At 64.9% G+C, this 14,816-nt stretch carries 14 protein-coding genes; 8 read left to right on the top strand and 6 right to left on the bottom strand.

The genetic code is table 11. The annotated features are described in order from the left end of the window. The first annotated feature begins 20 nt into the window (after positions 1 to 20). The 5 genes from aroE (at position 21) to ACQY7R_RS09240 (ending at position 5,107) form a co-directional block, all read left to right on the top strand. Entirely contained in the window at positions 21 to 1,580 is a 1,560-nt protein-coding gene (aroE, locus tag ACQY7R_RS09220; protein WP_428305312.1) for a shikimate dehydrogenase, read from the top strand. Positions 1,581 to 1,621: 41 nt separating this feature from the next. Next, a complete protein-coding gene (locus ACQY7R_RS09225) occupies positions 1,622 to 2,149 on the top strand; it encodes a shikimate kinase (RefSeq protein ID WP_428305313.1) in 528 nt (175 codons plus the stop codon). Between the two features lie 77 nt (positions 2,150 to 2,226). Next, positions 2,227 to 3,597: a prepilin peptidase gene (locus ACQY7R_RS09230; RefSeq protein ID WP_428305314.1), complete on the top strand. Its 1,371-nt coding sequence runs from the start codon at positions 2,227 to 2,229 to the stop codon at positions 3,595 to 3,597. 10 nt (positions 3,598 to 3,607) lie between these two features. After that, complete coding sequence (locus tag ACQY7R_RS09235; RefSeq protein ID WP_428305315.1) at positions 3,608 to 4,087, top strand: hypothetical protein; 480 nt, start codon at positions 3,608 to 3,610, stop codon at positions 4,085 to 4,087. Between the two features lie 198 nt (positions 4,088 to 4,285). Further along, positions 4,286 to 5,107 (top strand): OmpA family protein, encoded by an 822-nt coding sequence (locus ACQY7R_RS09240; RefSeq protein ID WP_428305316.1) that lies wholly within the window; start codon positions 4,286 to 4,288, stop codon positions 5,105 to 5,107. Positions 5,108 to 5,238: 131 nt separating this feature from the next. On the opposite strand, the gene cobA is transcribed toward ACQY7R_RS09240, so the two are convergent. Then, entirely contained in the window at positions 5,239 to 6,741 is a 1,503-nt protein-coding gene (cobA, locus tag ACQY7R_RS09245; protein ID WP_428305317.1) for a uroporphyrinogen-III C-methyltransferase, read from the bottom strand. Positions 6,742 to 6,900: 159 nt separating this feature from the next. Here cobA and ACQY7R_RS09250 point away from each other — a divergent pair, with 159 nt between their 5' ends. Together ACQY7R_RS09250 and rpsT are read left to right on the top strand one after the other, a co-directional pair. Beyond that, positions 6,901 to 8,376, top strand: coding sequence for a hypothetical protein (locus ACQY7R_RS09250; protein ID WP_428305318.1), 1,476 nt, complete (start codon positions 6,901 to 6,903; stop codon positions 8,374 to 8,376). A gap of 95 nt (positions 8,377 to 8,471) precedes the next feature. Continuing rightward, the gene (gene rpsT, locus ACQY7R_RS09255) at positions 8,472 to 8,750 is read left to right on the top strand and encodes a 30S ribosomal protein S20 (protein ID WP_428305319.1); all 279 of its coding nucleotides are present in this window, start codon (positions 8,472 to 8,474) and stop codon (positions 8,748 to 8,750) included. Between the two features lie 199 nt (positions 8,751 to 8,949). Here the strand turns inward: rpsT and ACQY7R_RS09260 are convergent, their stop codons facing one another. The 4 genes from ACQY7R_RS09260 to ACQY7R_RS09275 all read right to left on the bottom strand — a co-directional run bounded on the left by ACQY7R_RS09260 (position 8,950) and on the right by ACQY7R_RS09275 (position 13,046). Then, on the bottom strand, positions 8,950 to 9,858 hold the full coding sequence (locus ACQY7R_RS09260; RefSeq protein WP_428305320.1) for a dihydroorotate dehydrogenase electron transfer subunit: 909 nt from the start codon (positions 9,856 to 9,858) through the stop codon (positions 8,950 to 8,952). Further along, positions 9,855 to 11,222, bottom strand: coding sequence for a pseudouridine synthase (locus ACQY7R_RS09265; protein ID WP_428305321.1), 1,368 nt, complete (start codon positions 11,220 to 11,222; stop codon positions 9,855 to 9,857). The genes ACQY7R_RS09260 and ACQY7R_RS09265 overlap by 4 nt, the downstream gene beginning before the upstream one ends. A 230-nt stretch (positions 11,223 to 11,452) precedes the next feature. Beyond that, positions 11,453 to 11,950, bottom strand: coding sequence for a hypothetical protein (locus ACQY7R_RS09270; protein ID WP_428305322.1), 498 nt, complete (start codon positions 11,948 to 11,950; stop codon positions 11,453 to 11,455). Positions 11,951 to 12,062: 112 nt separating this feature from the next. Beyond that, positions 12,063 to 13,046 (bottom strand): type I phosphomannose isomerase catalytic subunit, encoded by a 984-nt coding sequence (locus ACQY7R_RS09275; protein ID WP_428305323.1) that lies wholly within the window; start codon positions 13,044 to 13,046, stop codon positions 12,063 to 12,065. A 189-nt stretch (positions 13,047 to 13,235) separates the two neighbouring features. Here ACQY7R_RS09275 and tatC point away from each other — a divergent pair, with 189 nt between their 5' ends. Further along, positions 13,236 to 14,351, top strand: coding sequence for a twin-arginine translocase subunit TatC (gene tatC, locus ACQY7R_RS09280; RefSeq protein ID WP_428305324.1), 1,116 nt, complete (start codon positions 13,236 to 13,238; stop codon positions 14,349 to 14,351). Here tatC and ACQY7R_RS09285 read toward each other — a convergent pair. Then, positions 14,348 to 14,815: an NUDIX hydrolase gene (locus ACQY7R_RS09285; RefSeq protein ID WP_428305325.1), complete on the bottom strand. Its 468-nt coding sequence runs from the start codon at positions 14,813 to 14,815 to the stop codon at positions 14,348 to 14,350. The genes tatC and ACQY7R_RS09285 overlap by 4 nt on opposite strands. Position 14,816 lies beyond the last annotated feature (1 nt).

The following is a 14,816-nucleotide window of genomic DNA, read 5'->3' on the forward strand; positions in this document are numbered from 1 at the left end:
CTTGCAAGTGTAGAGCCCCCATGATCTGCGTTGCCATTGGTCGTAGCCGCCACAAACATATCATGGCCGAGCATCAGCATCTGGCTGAGCAAGGCGCCAAGATGGTCGAGCTGCGCCTCGACTACGTGGCCGGCAAAGTGAACATCCGCCGGCTGATGGCAGGCCGCCCCGAGGGGTGCCAGGTGATCATCACCTGCCGCCGTAAGGAAGATGGCGGCAAGTGGCCCGGCTCCGAGGAAGCGCGGCTGCTCCTGCTGCGCGAGGCGATTGCCGAAGGGGTCGATTACGTCGACCTCGAAGAAGATATTGCCGGGCAGATCCCGCGCTTCGGCCGGACGAAGCGTATCGTCAGTTACCACAACTTCCGCAAGACGCCCGACGACCTCCGCGACCTTCACGCGCGGATGACGCAGCTCAATCCCGACATCATCAAGCTCGCCACGATGGCGAACTCGCCGCACGACAACTTGCGGATGCTTGAGATGATGCAGGAGAGCGAGATTCCGACCGTCGGCATGTGCATGGGCGACATCGGGACGCCGTCGCGAATTCTGGCCGGCAAGTTCGGCGCTCCGTTCACCTACGCGACGTTCCACCACGAGCGGACGCTCGCTCCCGGTCAGCTCAGCTACAAGCAGATGACCGAGATCTACAACTACGAACGGATCGGCGCCAACACCACCGTGTTCGGCGTCATCGCCGACCCGGTCGGGCATAGTCTCAGCCCGCACGTTCACAACGCGGCGTTTCAGGCGGCGGGGATTGATGCCGTCTACGTGCCGTTCCGTGTCCCAGCCGATGCGCTGGCGCTGTTCATGGAAGACGCCACGCGGCTCGGCATCAAAGGGCTCAGCGTCACGATTCCGCACAAGGAACAGATCGCCCGCAGCCTGACCAAGGTCGACCCGGCGGTGAAGAGCATCGCCGCGGTGAATACGGCGATTTTCGACGGCCAGGAAATCATCGGCTACAACACCGACTACAACGCCGCGATGGACTGCCTGGAGCATGCCCTCGGGGAAGTCGGCGCCGATCCGAGTCCGCTCAAAGGCAAGCGCGTGCTGGTGCTGGGCGCCGGCGGCGTCGCGCGGCCGATCGTCTTCGGACTGCGGAAGCGGGGGGCGACGATCACGATCGCCTCGCGGACGATGCCGCGGGCCGAGCGGCTGGCGAACACGTTCGAGGCGAAGGCGATCGACTGGGAGGCGCGGCATCGCGGGCCGTGCGACGTGATCGTCAACTGCACGCCGATCGGCATGCATCCCAATGTCGACGAATCGCCGATCCAGAAGACGTTCCTCAAGCCAAACATGCTCGTGTTCGACACAGTCTACAACCCCGAGTCGACGCTGCTGATCAAAGACGCCCGCTCGCGCAACTGTGCGACGGTGACCGGCGTCGAGATGTTCGTAAGGCAGGCGATGCTGCAGTTCTTCCTGTTCACGCGGCAGGAAGCCCCCGCCGAGCTGATGCGGGAAGTCCTCAAGCGGGCGATCGGCCCGGTGAAGTACTTCCCGCCGCCTGAGCGGCCGGACGACGATGGAATCGATCTACCTCCAGACGATTCGGACAACGACTAGCGCGAGCGCCCTTCGCACCTCATCTCTCTTCGGTACGGTTCATGGAAGTCAACTCGATCGCGCTGATCGGTTATCGCGGCAGCGGCAAGACGGCCGTCGCCCAGGCGCTTGCCGCGCGCCTCGGTTGGGAGTGGGGCGACGCCGACGTCGAGGTGGAAGAGCGGGCCGGCAAATCGATTGCCGCGATCTTTGCCGACGATGGTGAAACGTCGTTTCGCGATCTCGAGGCAATCGTTGTCGATCTCCTCTGCCTGCGTCAGCAGACCGTCATCGCCCTTGGTGGCGGCGCCATCTTGCGGGAGGTGAACCGCAAAGCGATCCGCGGTTGCGGCGCCGTGGTCTGGCTACAGGCTTCGGTCGAGACGCTGGAAGGCCGCATCACGGGCGATCCCGCCACCGCCGCGCGCCGCCCGAACCTGACCGCCGCCGGCGGCCGGGCCGAGATTTCTCGCCTTTTGACCGAGCGGACGCCCCATTATCGGGCATGTGCTACGCTTGAGGTCGATACCGAAGGTAAGAGCCTAGCCGATATTGCCGATGAGATCATCGCGGCGCTCGGCTTGGCCTAACCGCGATTTGGTTCGATCGCGATGCCGATTTTTACCCGCGCGGGCCGCGGGGCCGCACCGTTCACTCCAGCGATTGCATGATGCTCGCCCCGCCGCTTTGGATCGGACTCCTCATCGCCGCCGTCGCCGGCTTGGCGGCCGGCGCGTACGTTAATTGGGCGACCTACGCCCTCGCATACAATCGCCGGCTGATCTCGCCCTGGTCGCCGCCGCATGACCGAGCGCCCGCGCGACGGCTGAGCGATCGCATTCCGGTGTGGGGCTGGTTCGGATTGCGCCGCGAATCGAAGGTGCATGGCGTTGGCTTCTGGCTGCGGCCGCTGTGCGTCGAGATTGCCACCGCATCGTTGTGGGCCGGCCTCTACTGGTGGGAAGTCGAACGGCAGGGGCTGCTCCATCATCAGTTCGAGGCGCTCTTCGGCGCTAGTCTTAAGCTAGGCGTCCTCGTCGCGCCGGCGTCGATCACGCTGGCGACGTTTCTCTCGCACGCGCTGTTGATGACGCTGATGCTCGCCGCGAGCTTGATCGATTTCGACGAAAAAACGATCCCCGACGGCGTGACGACGCCCGGCACGTTGCTCGCGTTGCTGCTCGCGGCGGCGCTGCCAATGTCGCTGCTGCCGCACGTCGCTGAACGGAGCGTGGCCCCCGTCGCCGGCGTCGAGATTGCCATACCGGTCCCGCCGGAGGCGATGAAAGGAAGCGCGCTGTACGTCGAGCCGCTGTCGCTCGTCGCGCCGCATGCTTGGCCAACTTGGCTAGGCGGGGCGCCGCAAACGACCGGACTGTGGATCGGTCTCGCCTGCTATGCCATTTGGTGGATCGCGCTGACGCCGCGGATCATGCGCTGGCGCCGCGGGCTGGTATTCGGGCTGCGAGTCCTCACGGCCCGTTCGCTGCGGGAACTCCTGCGGCCCGATTCGGCGATCATCGGCGTGTGCGGGTTCGCCGGCATCACGGCCGTTTGGTATCGCGGCGGGGCAGGGTGGCTGACGCTGCTCACGGCGCTCGTCGGCATGATCGGCGGCAGCGCCATGGTGTGGGCCGTGCGGATCGTCGGCCGCGTCGCCCTCCGGAAAGAGGCGATGGGCTTCGGCGACGTCACGCTCATGATGATGATCGGCGCCTTCCTAGGCTGGCAGCCGACGATCTTCATCTTCTTCATCGCACCGTTTGCCGGGCTCATCGTCGGCTTCACGAAGTTCATATTCCGCCGCGACGACATGATTCCCTATGGCCCATTCCTGTGCCTCGCCACGGCCGTGGTGACGGTGTGTTGGGCCTGGTTCTGGAACCAGGAGCCCGGAAGCTACCAATCGATCTTCGAACTCGGCTGGCTGCTGCCGTCGGTTCTCGCGATCGGCGTGATCATGCTGGGAGCGATGCTCGTCATCTGGCGGAATATCAAGGAAGCCATTTGGGGCGTGGAAGAGGAGTGGGCCGAGTAGCTAACGAATCATGCGTCGATTATTTGAGACGATTACCGAGTTCGACGCCGAAGCCGCCCGCGAGGCGCTGCGTCGGCGGCGTTACGGCGTCATTGAAGCAACTGGCGGCCGCGTGACGGCGATCCATCTGCGTCCTTGGCCAAAGCTGATGTCGTGGCGGGACTTCTGGCCGACCGCGGCTCGCTATCACGCTCGCGGCGAGGGCGATCGCTGCCTGATCTACTACAACCAGCCGCTGGGCCACTCGAATTATCTGGCGCTGAAGTACATCGTCTCGACAGCCGGCTCGTCGTACGCCACGTTTTGTGCGGCAGTGAACGAGCTGGATCGGATTGCAGCGTTGAAGCGAACCGATGCGTTACTCTGCGATGCGGCGAACGTGCGGCTGAGCGATCGGCTGTTCGCCCGCTTCGGCTGGGAACCGCATGCCGCGTCACGCTGGCATCGGAATTTCATCAAACGCTTTTATGGCGTTTATCCGAGCATTTGAGCGGGCTACGCCGAAGGGGTCGGGGGCCTTTTGCCACTAGACGCTCTGCATTCCAGGCAAAGTCGGACGTGGCAAAAGGCCCCCGACCCCATCTCGCCCGCTAGCACTACCGCGAACCGCCCTTGCTCCCTGCTCGCGGCAATGCTACCGTTCGCCCGCTTCGAGGCCCCACCCATCACGCCGCCTGTCACTCGCGCCGTGCACCGCACCGTTCTTACCATCGCGACGCTCGCTCTTCTTGCCGGTTGCGGCAAGCTGTCGATTGCGCCCAATCAGCAGCAAGCGCAGCTCGCGATGCAGCAGCAAGTGACGACCCTGGCTCAGCAAAACCAGGAATACCAAGCGCGGGCCGCCTCGCTCGACAAGAACAACCAAGAGCTTGAGTCGCTGCTCGCCCAATCAAAGCAACAAGTGCAGTTGCTGAGCGACGAAGTCGGCGCCACGCGGACGCAGTTGCAAACGACGACCGATCAATTGCTGGCGATGCGGACGAACAACGACCAGCTTACCCAGATGAGCACGCAACTCGCCGCAACCTCGAAGCAGCGGGCAGGCGCCGAGATTCGCCCGAACAATACGCTGCTGAAGAATCTCACCGTTAAGCAGATCCCTGGCGTCGAGGTACGGCAAGACGGCGACGTCGTGCGGGTCGAGATTCCCGCCGACCGCGTCTTTATGCCGGGCAGCAACTACTTCCAGAATGGCGGCGAGCAACTGCTCGACAACGTCGCCGCCGACCTGCGGCAGAACTTCCCCGACAATCTCATCGGCATCGAGGGTCACACCGACGACGGCGCGACCCACTCGCAGCAATTCCCGACGAACCACCATCTGTCCGCCGCCCAGGCCCTGGCCGTCTACAACTCGCTGGCTCAGAAGCGCGTCATGGCGCCGAACCAGCTCTTCGTCATCGGCCACGGCGGGAATCACCCGGTCGTGTCAAATTCCAGTGACGCCGGCAAAGCGCGGAATCGCCGCGTCGAGTTCGTGGTCTATCCAGAACGGCTCGCATCGCGCTAGCAGCCGCGGGGCAACGCCCCCGCCGGAGCGAGTACCGATGCCGCGTTGCCGTACGATTTGAACCTGCATTCTCCGACGCATTGCGACGTTGAGCCAAACGATCAGCGCTCCGGCGGGTCGTTGACCCGCGGCTACTGTTCGGCGGTGAGGATCGCGTCGACGACGCCGGCCGTTGTGTAGGGATCGGCGATGGCTGAAACCTTGTAGCCGGCTTCGGTAAGGACGCCGGCTGTGAGCGGGCTGATGGCGGCGAGCTTTGTTTGCTTCAAATCGACGCCGAACAGCGCGATCAGCGACCGAGCGATCGCGGAGCTCGTGATGGTCGCCCACTCGATGCGGCCCTCCCGCAACGCGTCGACGATCTCGGGATCAGGCGTCTTCACGTCGCGGCTCTCGTAAACGACTGCTTGCCGCACGCTGGCCCCGGCGGCGGTGAGCTTCTCCGCCAAGACTTCGCGACCGCGGCTCGCACGCAGAAGTAAGATGCTCGCGCCCTTTGCCGTCGGCGCCAGGGCCTCGGCCAGCGATTCGGCGCGGTATTCTTCCGGCAGCAGGTCTGCGTGCAAGCGATACTCGCGCAGTGCCTCGGCCGTGCCGGGTCCGATCGCCGCGATCTTGCAGCCGCCGATCGCCCGCAAATCGAGCTTGTGCGTCGCCAAGCGGTCGAGGAAATAACGCACGCCGTTGGAGCTCGAGAAGACCAGCCACTCGAATGACGCTAAGTCGCGAATCGCCGCGTCCGCCGCCGCCCAATCGCGCGGCGGGCCGATCTCAATTGCCGGCTGGTAGTAAACGGCGGCGCCGAGTTCGGTGAGCGCTTCGACCAATCCCTCCGATTGCCCAGCAGGCCGCGTTACCAAGATCGACCGCCCCACAAGTGGCCTCGCGGCGAACCAGTCGGAAGCCGCCCGCGCCGCGACCGCTTCGCCGACGATGACGATCGCCGGCGGCCGCACCTTGCCCGGCGCGAGCACGGTCGCGAGTTCGCCAAGCGTGGTCGTTATCGCCTGCTGCTGCGGCCAACTCGCACGGCGGACAATCGCCACGGGCGTATCGCGCGGCTTGCCATGGGCAATCAACTCGGCCGACCACTGCGGCGCCGACGTCACCCCCATGTAAAAGACGAGCGTGCCGGGAAAACGGGCAAGCCCTTCCATGTCGAGCGAGTCTTCACGATCGCGCGACTGCTGACCGGTGACGAGCGCGACGCACGACGCCGAGTCGCGATGCGTGAGCGGGATGCCGGTGTAGCTGCTGGCCGCCTGAGCGGAGGAAATACCGGGAACGACTTCGTACGGCACGCCGGCCGCATCGAGCGCCGCCAGTTCTTCCGCGGTACGGCCAAAGATCGCGGGATCACCCCCTTTGAGTCGGGCGACGATTTTGCCGGCCCGCGCGGCGGCGATCATTTGCTCGTGGATCTCTTCCTGCGTCACCAGCCGCCCGTGGCCATGCCTACCAAGGCAGCAAAGTTCAGCGTCGGAGCGAGCGTACTGGAGGATCCTGGGGTTCACCAGGTAGTCGTACAGCACGACGTCGGCCTCGCCGAGCCGCTGTCGGCCGCGCAGGGTCAGGAGCCCTGGGTCTCCAGGACCGGCTCCGATAAGGAACGATTTACCGGTGGATTTTGCCATTTATAAGGTTGGTACGGCGTGGCGGCGGCATCTGCGGCCACAACGTTGCTGGGGCCCGGGCTGCTGTTAGAATAGCAACCAGAGGCCCGGCTTGCGCACCAGCGCGAGCCGAAGATTCGTTTCGCTTTTCAGTGCACGCCCGGAACCGGCACGACTCACATGGCGACGGATTCGCAAACTGCTCCGCTCTCCGCCCCGCGCGGCCCTGCTCCCCTCGCGGCGAGCGTACGCCATCGCCTCACGAAGACGTTCGAGCACGCCCAGCGTTGCGTCGAAAAGGGCGACCACGAGTACGCCAACGAACTCTACACGCAGTGCGTCTCCGAAGACCCGGCGAACGTCGTGTTCCTACAGGCGTTCCTCGCCAATCTCCACAAAAAATACAACAACAATAAAAAAGGCGCCAAGCTCGCGGCTCTCAAGATCAAGTCCCATCGCTCGGCAATGGCGAAGGCGGCCCAACAAGGGCTGTGGATGCAGGCGTTCACCGCCGGTTGCGGGGCCCTCGCCCTCAATCCGTGGGATATCCAATCGCTGCTCGCGATGGCCGCGGCCTGCAATGAGTTGCACGTTGACGAGGCCCAACTCAGCTACCTCCGCCGGGCGCTCGACGTCGACGGCAAAGACCCGGTCGTGAACCGGCAAGCCGCGCTCGCGCTGCAGCGGATGGGGCAGTTCGACCAGTCAATCGCCTGTTGGCATCGCGTCGAACAGGCCAAGCCGCACGACGAGGAAGCGCAGCAGGCGATCCGCAATCTATCCGTCGAGCGCACGATCCATCGCGGCGGATACGATCCGGCGCTCCTCGGCGGCAAACCAGCAACTGACGGCTCGCCCGCGACGGGAGCAACGATGTCAGTTGCTCGGCTCTCGAAGGGGGGCGAAGATACCGAGGAAGAGGCCGCCGAGCGGGCGCTTTCGCCAGAAGATCGGTACAAGGCCCAGATTGCCCGAGACCCCGCAACGGCCGAAGCTTACCTGCGGCTGACCGACCTCTACCTGCACGACGCCCGCCTGGACGACGCTCAGCAGACGCTGGAGCTTGCCAACCAAGCCACCGGCGGGGGCAATCTGCAGATTCGGGAGCGGTTGGAAGACCTGCAGGTGCGCCACGCCGCCAGCCAACTGGCGTCGGCTCAGAAGTTTTTTGAAAGCCAGAAAACGCCCGAAGCGAAACAGTTGTTCGAACGGGCTCGAGTTCAGGTGAACCGGGTGGAACTGGAAGTTTACGCCTCCCGCGTCGACCGCGATCCGCACAACCCGCGGCTGCAGTTCGAGCTAGGGCAGCGGTTCAAACGGGCCGGCAAAACCAAGCAGGCGATCACCGCCCTTCAGGCCGCCCGGAGCGATCCCAAGCGAAAAAGCCTCGTTTTGCTGGAACTGGGCGAATGTTTCCAGAAAATCGAGCAATACAAGCTCGCCCTGTCCCACTACGAACAGTCGATTGAAGCCACGGAGACAGGTGAGGAGGAAGTGCGGAAACTGGCCCTCTATCGGGCCGGAGTCCTTGCCACGGGCCTCCGGGAGCTCGACCGGGCCGAACGCCACCTCGCCGAGCTGGCCGGCATGGATTATGGGTACCGGGATGTGTCGGACCGGCTGGACAAGATCGCCTCATTACGCAATAGTGGTTGATTCGCCAGACGGCCGTAGGCCGATCATGGGTGTGTGCGGCGTACGAGGCGCCGCCGGCCGATCCGAATTCTCAGACCCCACATCGCAAAAACACGATGCCCAGTTCACCGAGTGCCAAGAAGCGTCTCCGTCAGAGTATCGACCGCCGTGCCCGCAATCGCGTGGTACGCTCGACCCTCCGGACCCAAATCAAGAAGGTTCGCACCGCCATCGCCGCCGGCGACGTCGCTGCCGCCGAAACCGAATTCCGCAACGCCGTCGTGAAGCTCGACAAGGCCGCTGCGAAGAACATCCTGCACGCCAACGCCTCGGCTCGTCTGAAGTCGCGGTTGTCGAAGGCGGTGAAGGGACTGAAGACGAAGGCCACCGCCTAGTCTGGTCGCTGCAGAATCGGATCACAGGAAAGACCCTGGTCGGGATCGGCCGGGGTCTTTCTGCGCGCCTGCGGCGCGGGTGAGTGGGTGTTTAGGTGAGTACGTGGGAAAGACGGTGCGCGGGGAGCGAAGTGCTCGCCGCTGCTAGCCTGAGGCAAGCTTGCCTCAGGTTACTGCCCGCGGCGTGGCGGCTCCACTCTCACCACTCAATCTTCTCCGCCGCGAAGATCGGGCCCTCAACGCAGGTCCGCTTGTAGTCCCACTCGCCGTCGGGCTGCCGGACTTTTACGACGCAACTGAAGCAGATGCCGATGCCGCAGGCCATCGGGGTTTCGAGCGAAAGCTCGCAGGCCACGCCACGTTCGATCGCGAGATGGGCGACCGCCTCCATCATTCGTTCAGGCCCGCAGCAGGCGATGCGAATCGAGGTTTCGCCCTTCGCGGCCGCATCGTCGAGCAGTTCGCCCAGCGTCGCCGTCACGAGCCCCTGACGACCAACGCTGCCGTCGTCGCTGCTCACGCGGACATCGATCCCGGCGCCGCGGAAGTCATCGACTCCCGCTAGCAAGTCCGCCGCGCGGACGCCGTAGCAGAGCGTCGCGCGGCCCGCCCGCAGCGGTTGCCGCGAGGGATCGCCATAGTGGCGGCCGCCGAGGGCTTCACGCCCCAGGGCCAGGAAGGGCGTCTGGCCGATGCCGCCGGCCACCATGATCAGATGATCGACCGGCTCATTGGAAAAGCCGTTGCCGAGCGGGCCCCAGGTTTCGATCGCGTCGCCAGCCTTCACCTGGGCGAGCCGCCCCGTCATCCGGCCGACCACGAGGTAAACGACATCGACGCCCTGTGGCGTGCCATCGGGACCGAGCCAAGTGTCGTAGAGGGCCAGCGGCCGCCCCAACAGCGGGTCGCTGCCGCCGGCCAGCCGCAACATCAGAAACTGCCCGGGCGTCACCCGAGCAGCGATCTCCGGGGCTTCCAGGCGGATGCGGTAGGTGCCGCTCGCCAGTTGCACGTTCTCAATCACGCGGGCCGTCGTCTGGGCCGCCTGGTCGGCGTAGTGGGCCGCTCCGAGCGGATTGGCTTCCTTGCTGCAAGTTCCTCCGCTCACCGATTGCCCCCCGGCTTAGGCTTCCGATGGCCTTTTTGCGGCCCGGTCTTCCGTTGGAACGCGCCAGGACGTCCCGGCTTCTTGCCGCCGCCAGCTGCCTTTTGCGGCGGCTTCCCGGCAGGCTTGCGCGGAGCGACCGCCGACGAGCCGTCGTCGCCGATTAGGCTGCGAGTCGGCTCCGAGCCGCCGACCACGCGAGGGGGCTTCGCGGGCGCCTTCCGGCCGCCGGCAGGCTTGTTGCCCAGCGGCTTGCGGCCTCCCGGCTTCCGATCGCCAGCCGGACCACCGCCGCCAGGGCGCTGGGTCCGCGTCGTCGCTCGCTTGGGGCCGCCCGCTCCGCGTCGCGGCGGACGCCCGGCGGCTGCTTGTTCGGCTTCTTCCTTCGGGCCGGCCGCGGCCGCTTCGCGCAGTTTCTTCACTTCGTCAGGCGTGAGCATCCGCACGGCGCCGCGCGGCATTTCGCCCAGTCGAATCGGGCCGACGGCGACGCGGATCAGCCGCTGTACCTTGTGGCCCAACCGGGCCAGCAGCCGCCGCACTTCGCGGTTGCGGCCTTCGTCGAGCACCATCTCCAGCTGCGTAACCCCCTTTTTGGAGGACTTCACGCGGACGTCGACGGCGTGGACAAACCCATCTGACAGGTGAACGCCGCGCTTCACCTGGTCGAGCACGTCTTGCGCCGGCTGACCGGCGACGAGCACGTCGTAAATTTTCTCGACGCCATGCCGCGGGTGAGTGAGTTGATCGGCCAGCGGACCGTCGTTGGTCACGAGGATCAGACCCTCGCTCGCCATGTCGAGGCGGCCTACGGCGAACATGCGGCCGACGCCGGGGGGGAGCAGGTCGATCACGCGCGGCCGACCGCTGGGGTCGCGATTCGTCGAAACGATCCCCGGCGGCTTGTGAACGGCGAAATACTGCAACCGAATGCGCGGCAGCGGCTCGCCATCGACCTTGATCTCCTGGCGGGCGCGATCAACGCGGACGCCGAGCTCCGTGACGGTCTCGCCGTCAATCTGCACGCGACCAGCCGAGATGTATTCTTCGCAGTCACGGCGGCTCGCGAGCCCAGCGGCAGCGAGCACCTTCTGCAACCGTTCGCCTTCGCGCGGCTCGCTGGCGGGCCGCGGGCCGGCTAGGGTCGGCCGACGCTTTGGCGGTCGGCTGGGGAGCGGCCTGTCGCCCGTGGAGCGACGCTCGCCCGCCGGCTTGCCGCCGGTAGTCTTGCGCCCGGCGGGTTTGTCGCCGGTCGACTTGGCGCCGATCGGCTTCCGCCCAGCTGGTTTGCCGGGGCGACCACTCCCACTATTCGATTTGCCAGCGCGGGGCTTACCGGGGCCGCGCTTTCCGGGAGGGGACGCCATGGGTAACTGCTTCTGCTAACTGCCTGGATGCGAATAAATCAACATCCTGCATGATAGCTCGCGGGGCCCGCCGGCCCCAGTGGCGCCGCTCGCAACGCTTCGCGGCACTCCGCCGGATTTCTAGCCCCGGGCTCCGCCCGGGGGTCGGCGTGAAGTAGGGGCGACGTTCCACGACATGGTGCGCAACCCCCGGGCGGAGCCCGGGGCTAGTGATGACACGGCGAGAGCGATTAGTAGCGGATACCAGGCTGGCCGGTGGGGGGGCTGTAACTTGGCGTGGTCGGAATCGTCGGATAGCTCGGCACGCCTGTCGCGGCGGGCGGCGAGTAAACCGGGGCCGATGGAGTGTATGACGGCACGCTGGGAGTCGTCGGCGTGAACGCTGGAGCGGTCGTACCGGGCATGGTCATCGGAACCGACGAACCGCCCACGAACGGCACGGCCGGCGCCTGCGTCGTCAGCGAGTTGCGGCGCGCCGCTTGAACGATCGAATAGTCCTGGGCTCGCTCGACTTCGTTCCGCGGGATGCCAAACTCGCGGGGACGGCCGCCGTCGATCTCCGGTCCCAAGTCGGGGAGCGGATAGGGGTCGAACGCCTCGGCATTGGCCCGCTGGTACTTAGCCGGACCGGGACTTCGCAACTGCGGACGATGGATCGTCGACGAACACCCGATCGCCGACGCGGCGGCGACGATCAGCAAGATTCTGCTGTGGAGTTGGCGGGCCATCGAACAATCCGGGAACGGGTGCGCAGTGCGGGGAGCGACGCGCGGGGATTGTAAGAAGCCCGACGATTCCAGCAAAGAGGAGCTGGCGCCTGTTTGCTAGCGTTGGCGCCTGCTAACCGGGAAGCGAGATATCAAGCAGCAGCGCGGCTTCTCGGGCGAGCACCGGGGCAGTTTCCACCGCCGCGGGAAGGAGTGCCGTTTCGCCTGCTTTCAGAACTTCTTTCCGACCGCCAGCGGTGACTTCCACCGCTCCCGCGAGAACCGCCAGCAGGTGAAACGAATCGCCGCCGCCCAACGTCGCGCCTGATCCGGCGGCAATCGACACTCGGTCGAGCAGAAACTTGTCGCACTCGACGAGCCGCTCGCGTCCCGCTTCGTGTGCCGCAGGTTGCTGCGGCGCCACGGCGCCACGCGTGTAGTCGATCGTCGCGAGCGATTCGTCGACGTGCAGTTGTCGCGGATTGCCGGCAGCGTCGACGCGGTTCCAATCGTGGAGGCGGAACGTCGTATCGCTCGCCTGTTGAATCTCGGCGATCACCAATCCCGCGCCAAGCGCGTGCACCGTTCCCGCCGGAATGAAGACGCAGTCGCCGACGCGGGCCTCGAACTCGTGGAGGCATGTCTCGCAATGACCAGCGGCGATCGTGGCCGCCAGTTGCTCCGCCGTGACGCCCGGCTTCAGTCCCGCGTAGATCTTGCTACCAGGATCGGCGGCGATGACGACCCACGCTTCCGTCTTACCAAGGTCGGGCGGATCGAGCTGGGCGCCTTGCTCGTCGTTCGGGTGGACCTGCACCGATAGCGTGCGGTTGCAGTCGAGAAACTTGAACAGCAGCGGAAAGCTCTCCGTCGTCACGCCATCGCCGAGGAGTGCGGCCGGCTGCTCGCGGACGAGGTCGCCCAATGTCCGCCCCGCCAAAGGACCGTTAAGAACCACGCTCTGGTCGGCGCCGTGATCGACAATTTCCCAACTTTCGGCATAGTCGTCCCCAGCGCCAATCGCCTTGCCGAGCATCGTCCCCAGTCGGCGTCCTCCCCACAAGTAACGGCGAAAAAGGGGCTCGAACCGGAGCAAGTAGTCGCAACGAGGAGTCATGGCGTCGGTCGGAAACCTATGCTTGAGTGCGAGTTAGGACGCGGCGGCGGGATGCGGCGCGCGTTGTCGCCGCAGCAGGTCGTTTGTAACATGGAAGCTGCGAGTTGCGAGAGCCGAGTTGGCAGTTTTCTGCCCTCGTCGCGTCGCTCGTTTCCCCCTCAGTTCAACCGTTTCGCCACTCCGCCTGCCATGCCGATGCGACCTGAAGATGAAGACCGGCTTGAGCAGTCGAAGATGTCGTTCGGCGACCATCTTGAAGAGTTGCGGCGGGCGCTGTTCAAGTCGATCGCGGCGCTGTTCATCGGGTTCCTGTTCGGGCTGCTGTTTGCCAACGACATCGTCGCCTACGTCCAGACGCCGGTTCGTGATTCGCTGCAAAGGTTCTACCAACGCCAAGCGGAACAACAGCAGCACGAGCTAGCCGCAGAACTCAAGGCCAGCGGCCACGCGGACCACGGCGGAACCGTCGTCACGGCCGAGGAAATGCAAAAGTCGGGGCTGATCGTCTCGCAATATCTCATCGCCCCCGACGACTTGCGGCGGCTGATTGAAGAGCAGTACCCGCAGCTCAAACAAGCCGCACCGGCGGCAGCTACGACCGACGGCGACGCGAAAGCGACCGACGAACCGGAGGCTCCAGCGAAGGGCCTGAATCGCGACGAGCTTATCCAGCTCCGCTTGTTCCAACCTACTGATCAAGACCAACGCCTACGAGTCGTCGGCCACAGTACGATGGAGCCGTTTTCGATCTACATCAAAGCGGCGTTCATCGCGGGAGTCGTCTTCTCCAGCCCTTTTATCTTCTACTTCATTTGGGAATTTATCGCGGCGGGGCTTTACCGCCACGAGCAGAGTTACGTGTACACCTACCTGCCGATTGGTTTGGGATTGTTCATCGGCGGAGCGCTGCTGGCGTTCTTCTTCGCCTTCCAACCACTGCTCGACTTCATGCTGTGGTACTACGAGCGGACCGAAACGCAACCCGATTTGCAGCTTAGCGACTGGGTGAGCTTCGTGCTGATGATGCCGCTCGGCTTTGGGTTGAGCTTCCAATTGCCGCTGGTCATGCTGCTGCTCGAGCGGATCGGCATCTTCTCGATCGAGAGCTACTGGGCCAAGTGGAAGGTCGCGATCATCGTGATCACGGTCTTGGCGATGGTCCTGACGCCGTCGCCCGACCCGTACAGCATGCTGCTGATGGGCGTGCCGCTAGTCGGCCTCTACTTTGGCGGCATCTGGCTCTGCAAGGTGGCGCCAGGCAAACGGCTCGACTCGCCGGGCGATTTGCTGGCTCGCGGGGTTTAGACGCCGACGTCGATGGCGTCCTCGGGATACTCGCCCGCCAAGATCGGCGGCAGCAGCGTTGGCAAACGCCGTGGCGCGAACAATGCCGTCGAGCATGCAATTTCCTCCATGCTCCACCAGCGGTGACTAAGGATGTACGAATCGGCGTTCGCGCCGTTGACCGTTTCGTCGCTGGACCGCGCGACGAAGAAATGCTCGCGTTGATTGCAGTGAATTCCGTCCCACTTGTAGGTATGGCAGCGAATCCAAATCCACGGTCCCATCTCGAGGATTTGCCCCGTTTCCTCCCACAGCTCGCGTTGCGCCGCCTCCACAAATGTCTCGCTAGACTCGAGCCCGCCGCCGGGCATCACCCAAAAGTGATCCCCCTGATTGTTTCTCGCCTCGAAGAGCAGCACGCGCTGCGCGGGGGAGATCAGCACGATCCTCGCAGCATTGCGATATACCTCTTGGCTATCCAACATT

The organism is Lacipirellula sp. (genome assembly GCF_965279485.1).
Classification (GTDB): Bacteria; Planctomycetota; Planctomycetia; order Pirellulales; family Lacipirellulaceae; genus Lacipirellula.

What these genes read in the sequence shown, in the direction of transcription:
- aroE (WP_428305312.1), top strand. Translation starts at nt 21, where the DNA reads ATGATCTGCGTTGCCATTGGTCGTAGCCGCCACAAACATATCATGGCC.
- ACQY7R_RS09225 (WP_428305313.1), top strand. Translation starts at nt 1,622, where the DNA reads ATGGAAGTCAACTCGATCGCGCTGATCGGTTATCGCGGCAGCGGCAAG.
- ACQY7R_RS09230 (WP_428305314.1), top strand. Translation starts at nt 2,227, where the DNA reads ATGATGCTCGCCCCGCCGCTTTGGATCGGACTCCTCATCGCCGCCGTC.
- ACQY7R_RS09235 (WP_428305315.1), top strand. Translation starts at nt 3,608, where the DNA reads ATGCGTCGATTATTTGAGACGATTACCGAGTTCGACGCCGAAGCCGCC.
- cobA (WP_428305317.1), bottom strand. Translation starts at nt 6,741, where the DNA reads ATGGCAAAATCCACCGGTAAATCGTTCCTTATCGGAGCCGGTCCTGGA.
- ACQY7R_RS09250 (WP_428305318.1), top strand. Translation starts at nt 6,901, where the DNA reads ATGGCGACGGATTCGCAAACTGCTCCGCTCTCCGCCCCGCGCGGCCCT.
- rpsT (WP_428305319.1), top strand. Translation starts at nt 8,472, where the DNA reads ATGCCCAGTTCACCGAGTGCCAAGAAGCGTCTCCGTCAGAGTATCGAC.
- ACQY7R_RS09265 (WP_428305321.1), bottom strand. Translation starts at nt 11,222, where the DNA reads ATGGCGTCCCCTCCCGGAAAGCGCGGCCCCGGTAAGCCCCGCGCTGGC.
- ACQY7R_RS09270 (WP_428305322.1), bottom strand. Translation starts at nt 11,950, where the DNA reads ATGGCCCGCCAACTCCACAGCAGAATCTTGCTGATCGTCGCCGCCGCG.
- ACQY7R_RS09275 (WP_428305323.1), bottom strand. Translation starts at nt 13,046, where the DNA reads ATGACTCCTCGTTGCGACTACTTGCTCCGGTTCGAGCCCCTTTTTCGC.
- tatC (WP_428305324.1), top strand. Translation starts at nt 13,236, where the DNA reads ATGCCGATGCGACCTGAAGATGAAGACCGGCTTGAGCAGTCGAAGATG.
- ACQY7R_RS09285 (WP_428305325.1), bottom strand. Translation starts at nt 14,815, where the DNA reads ATGTTGGATAGCCAAGAGGTATATCGCAATGCTGCGAGGATCGTGCTG.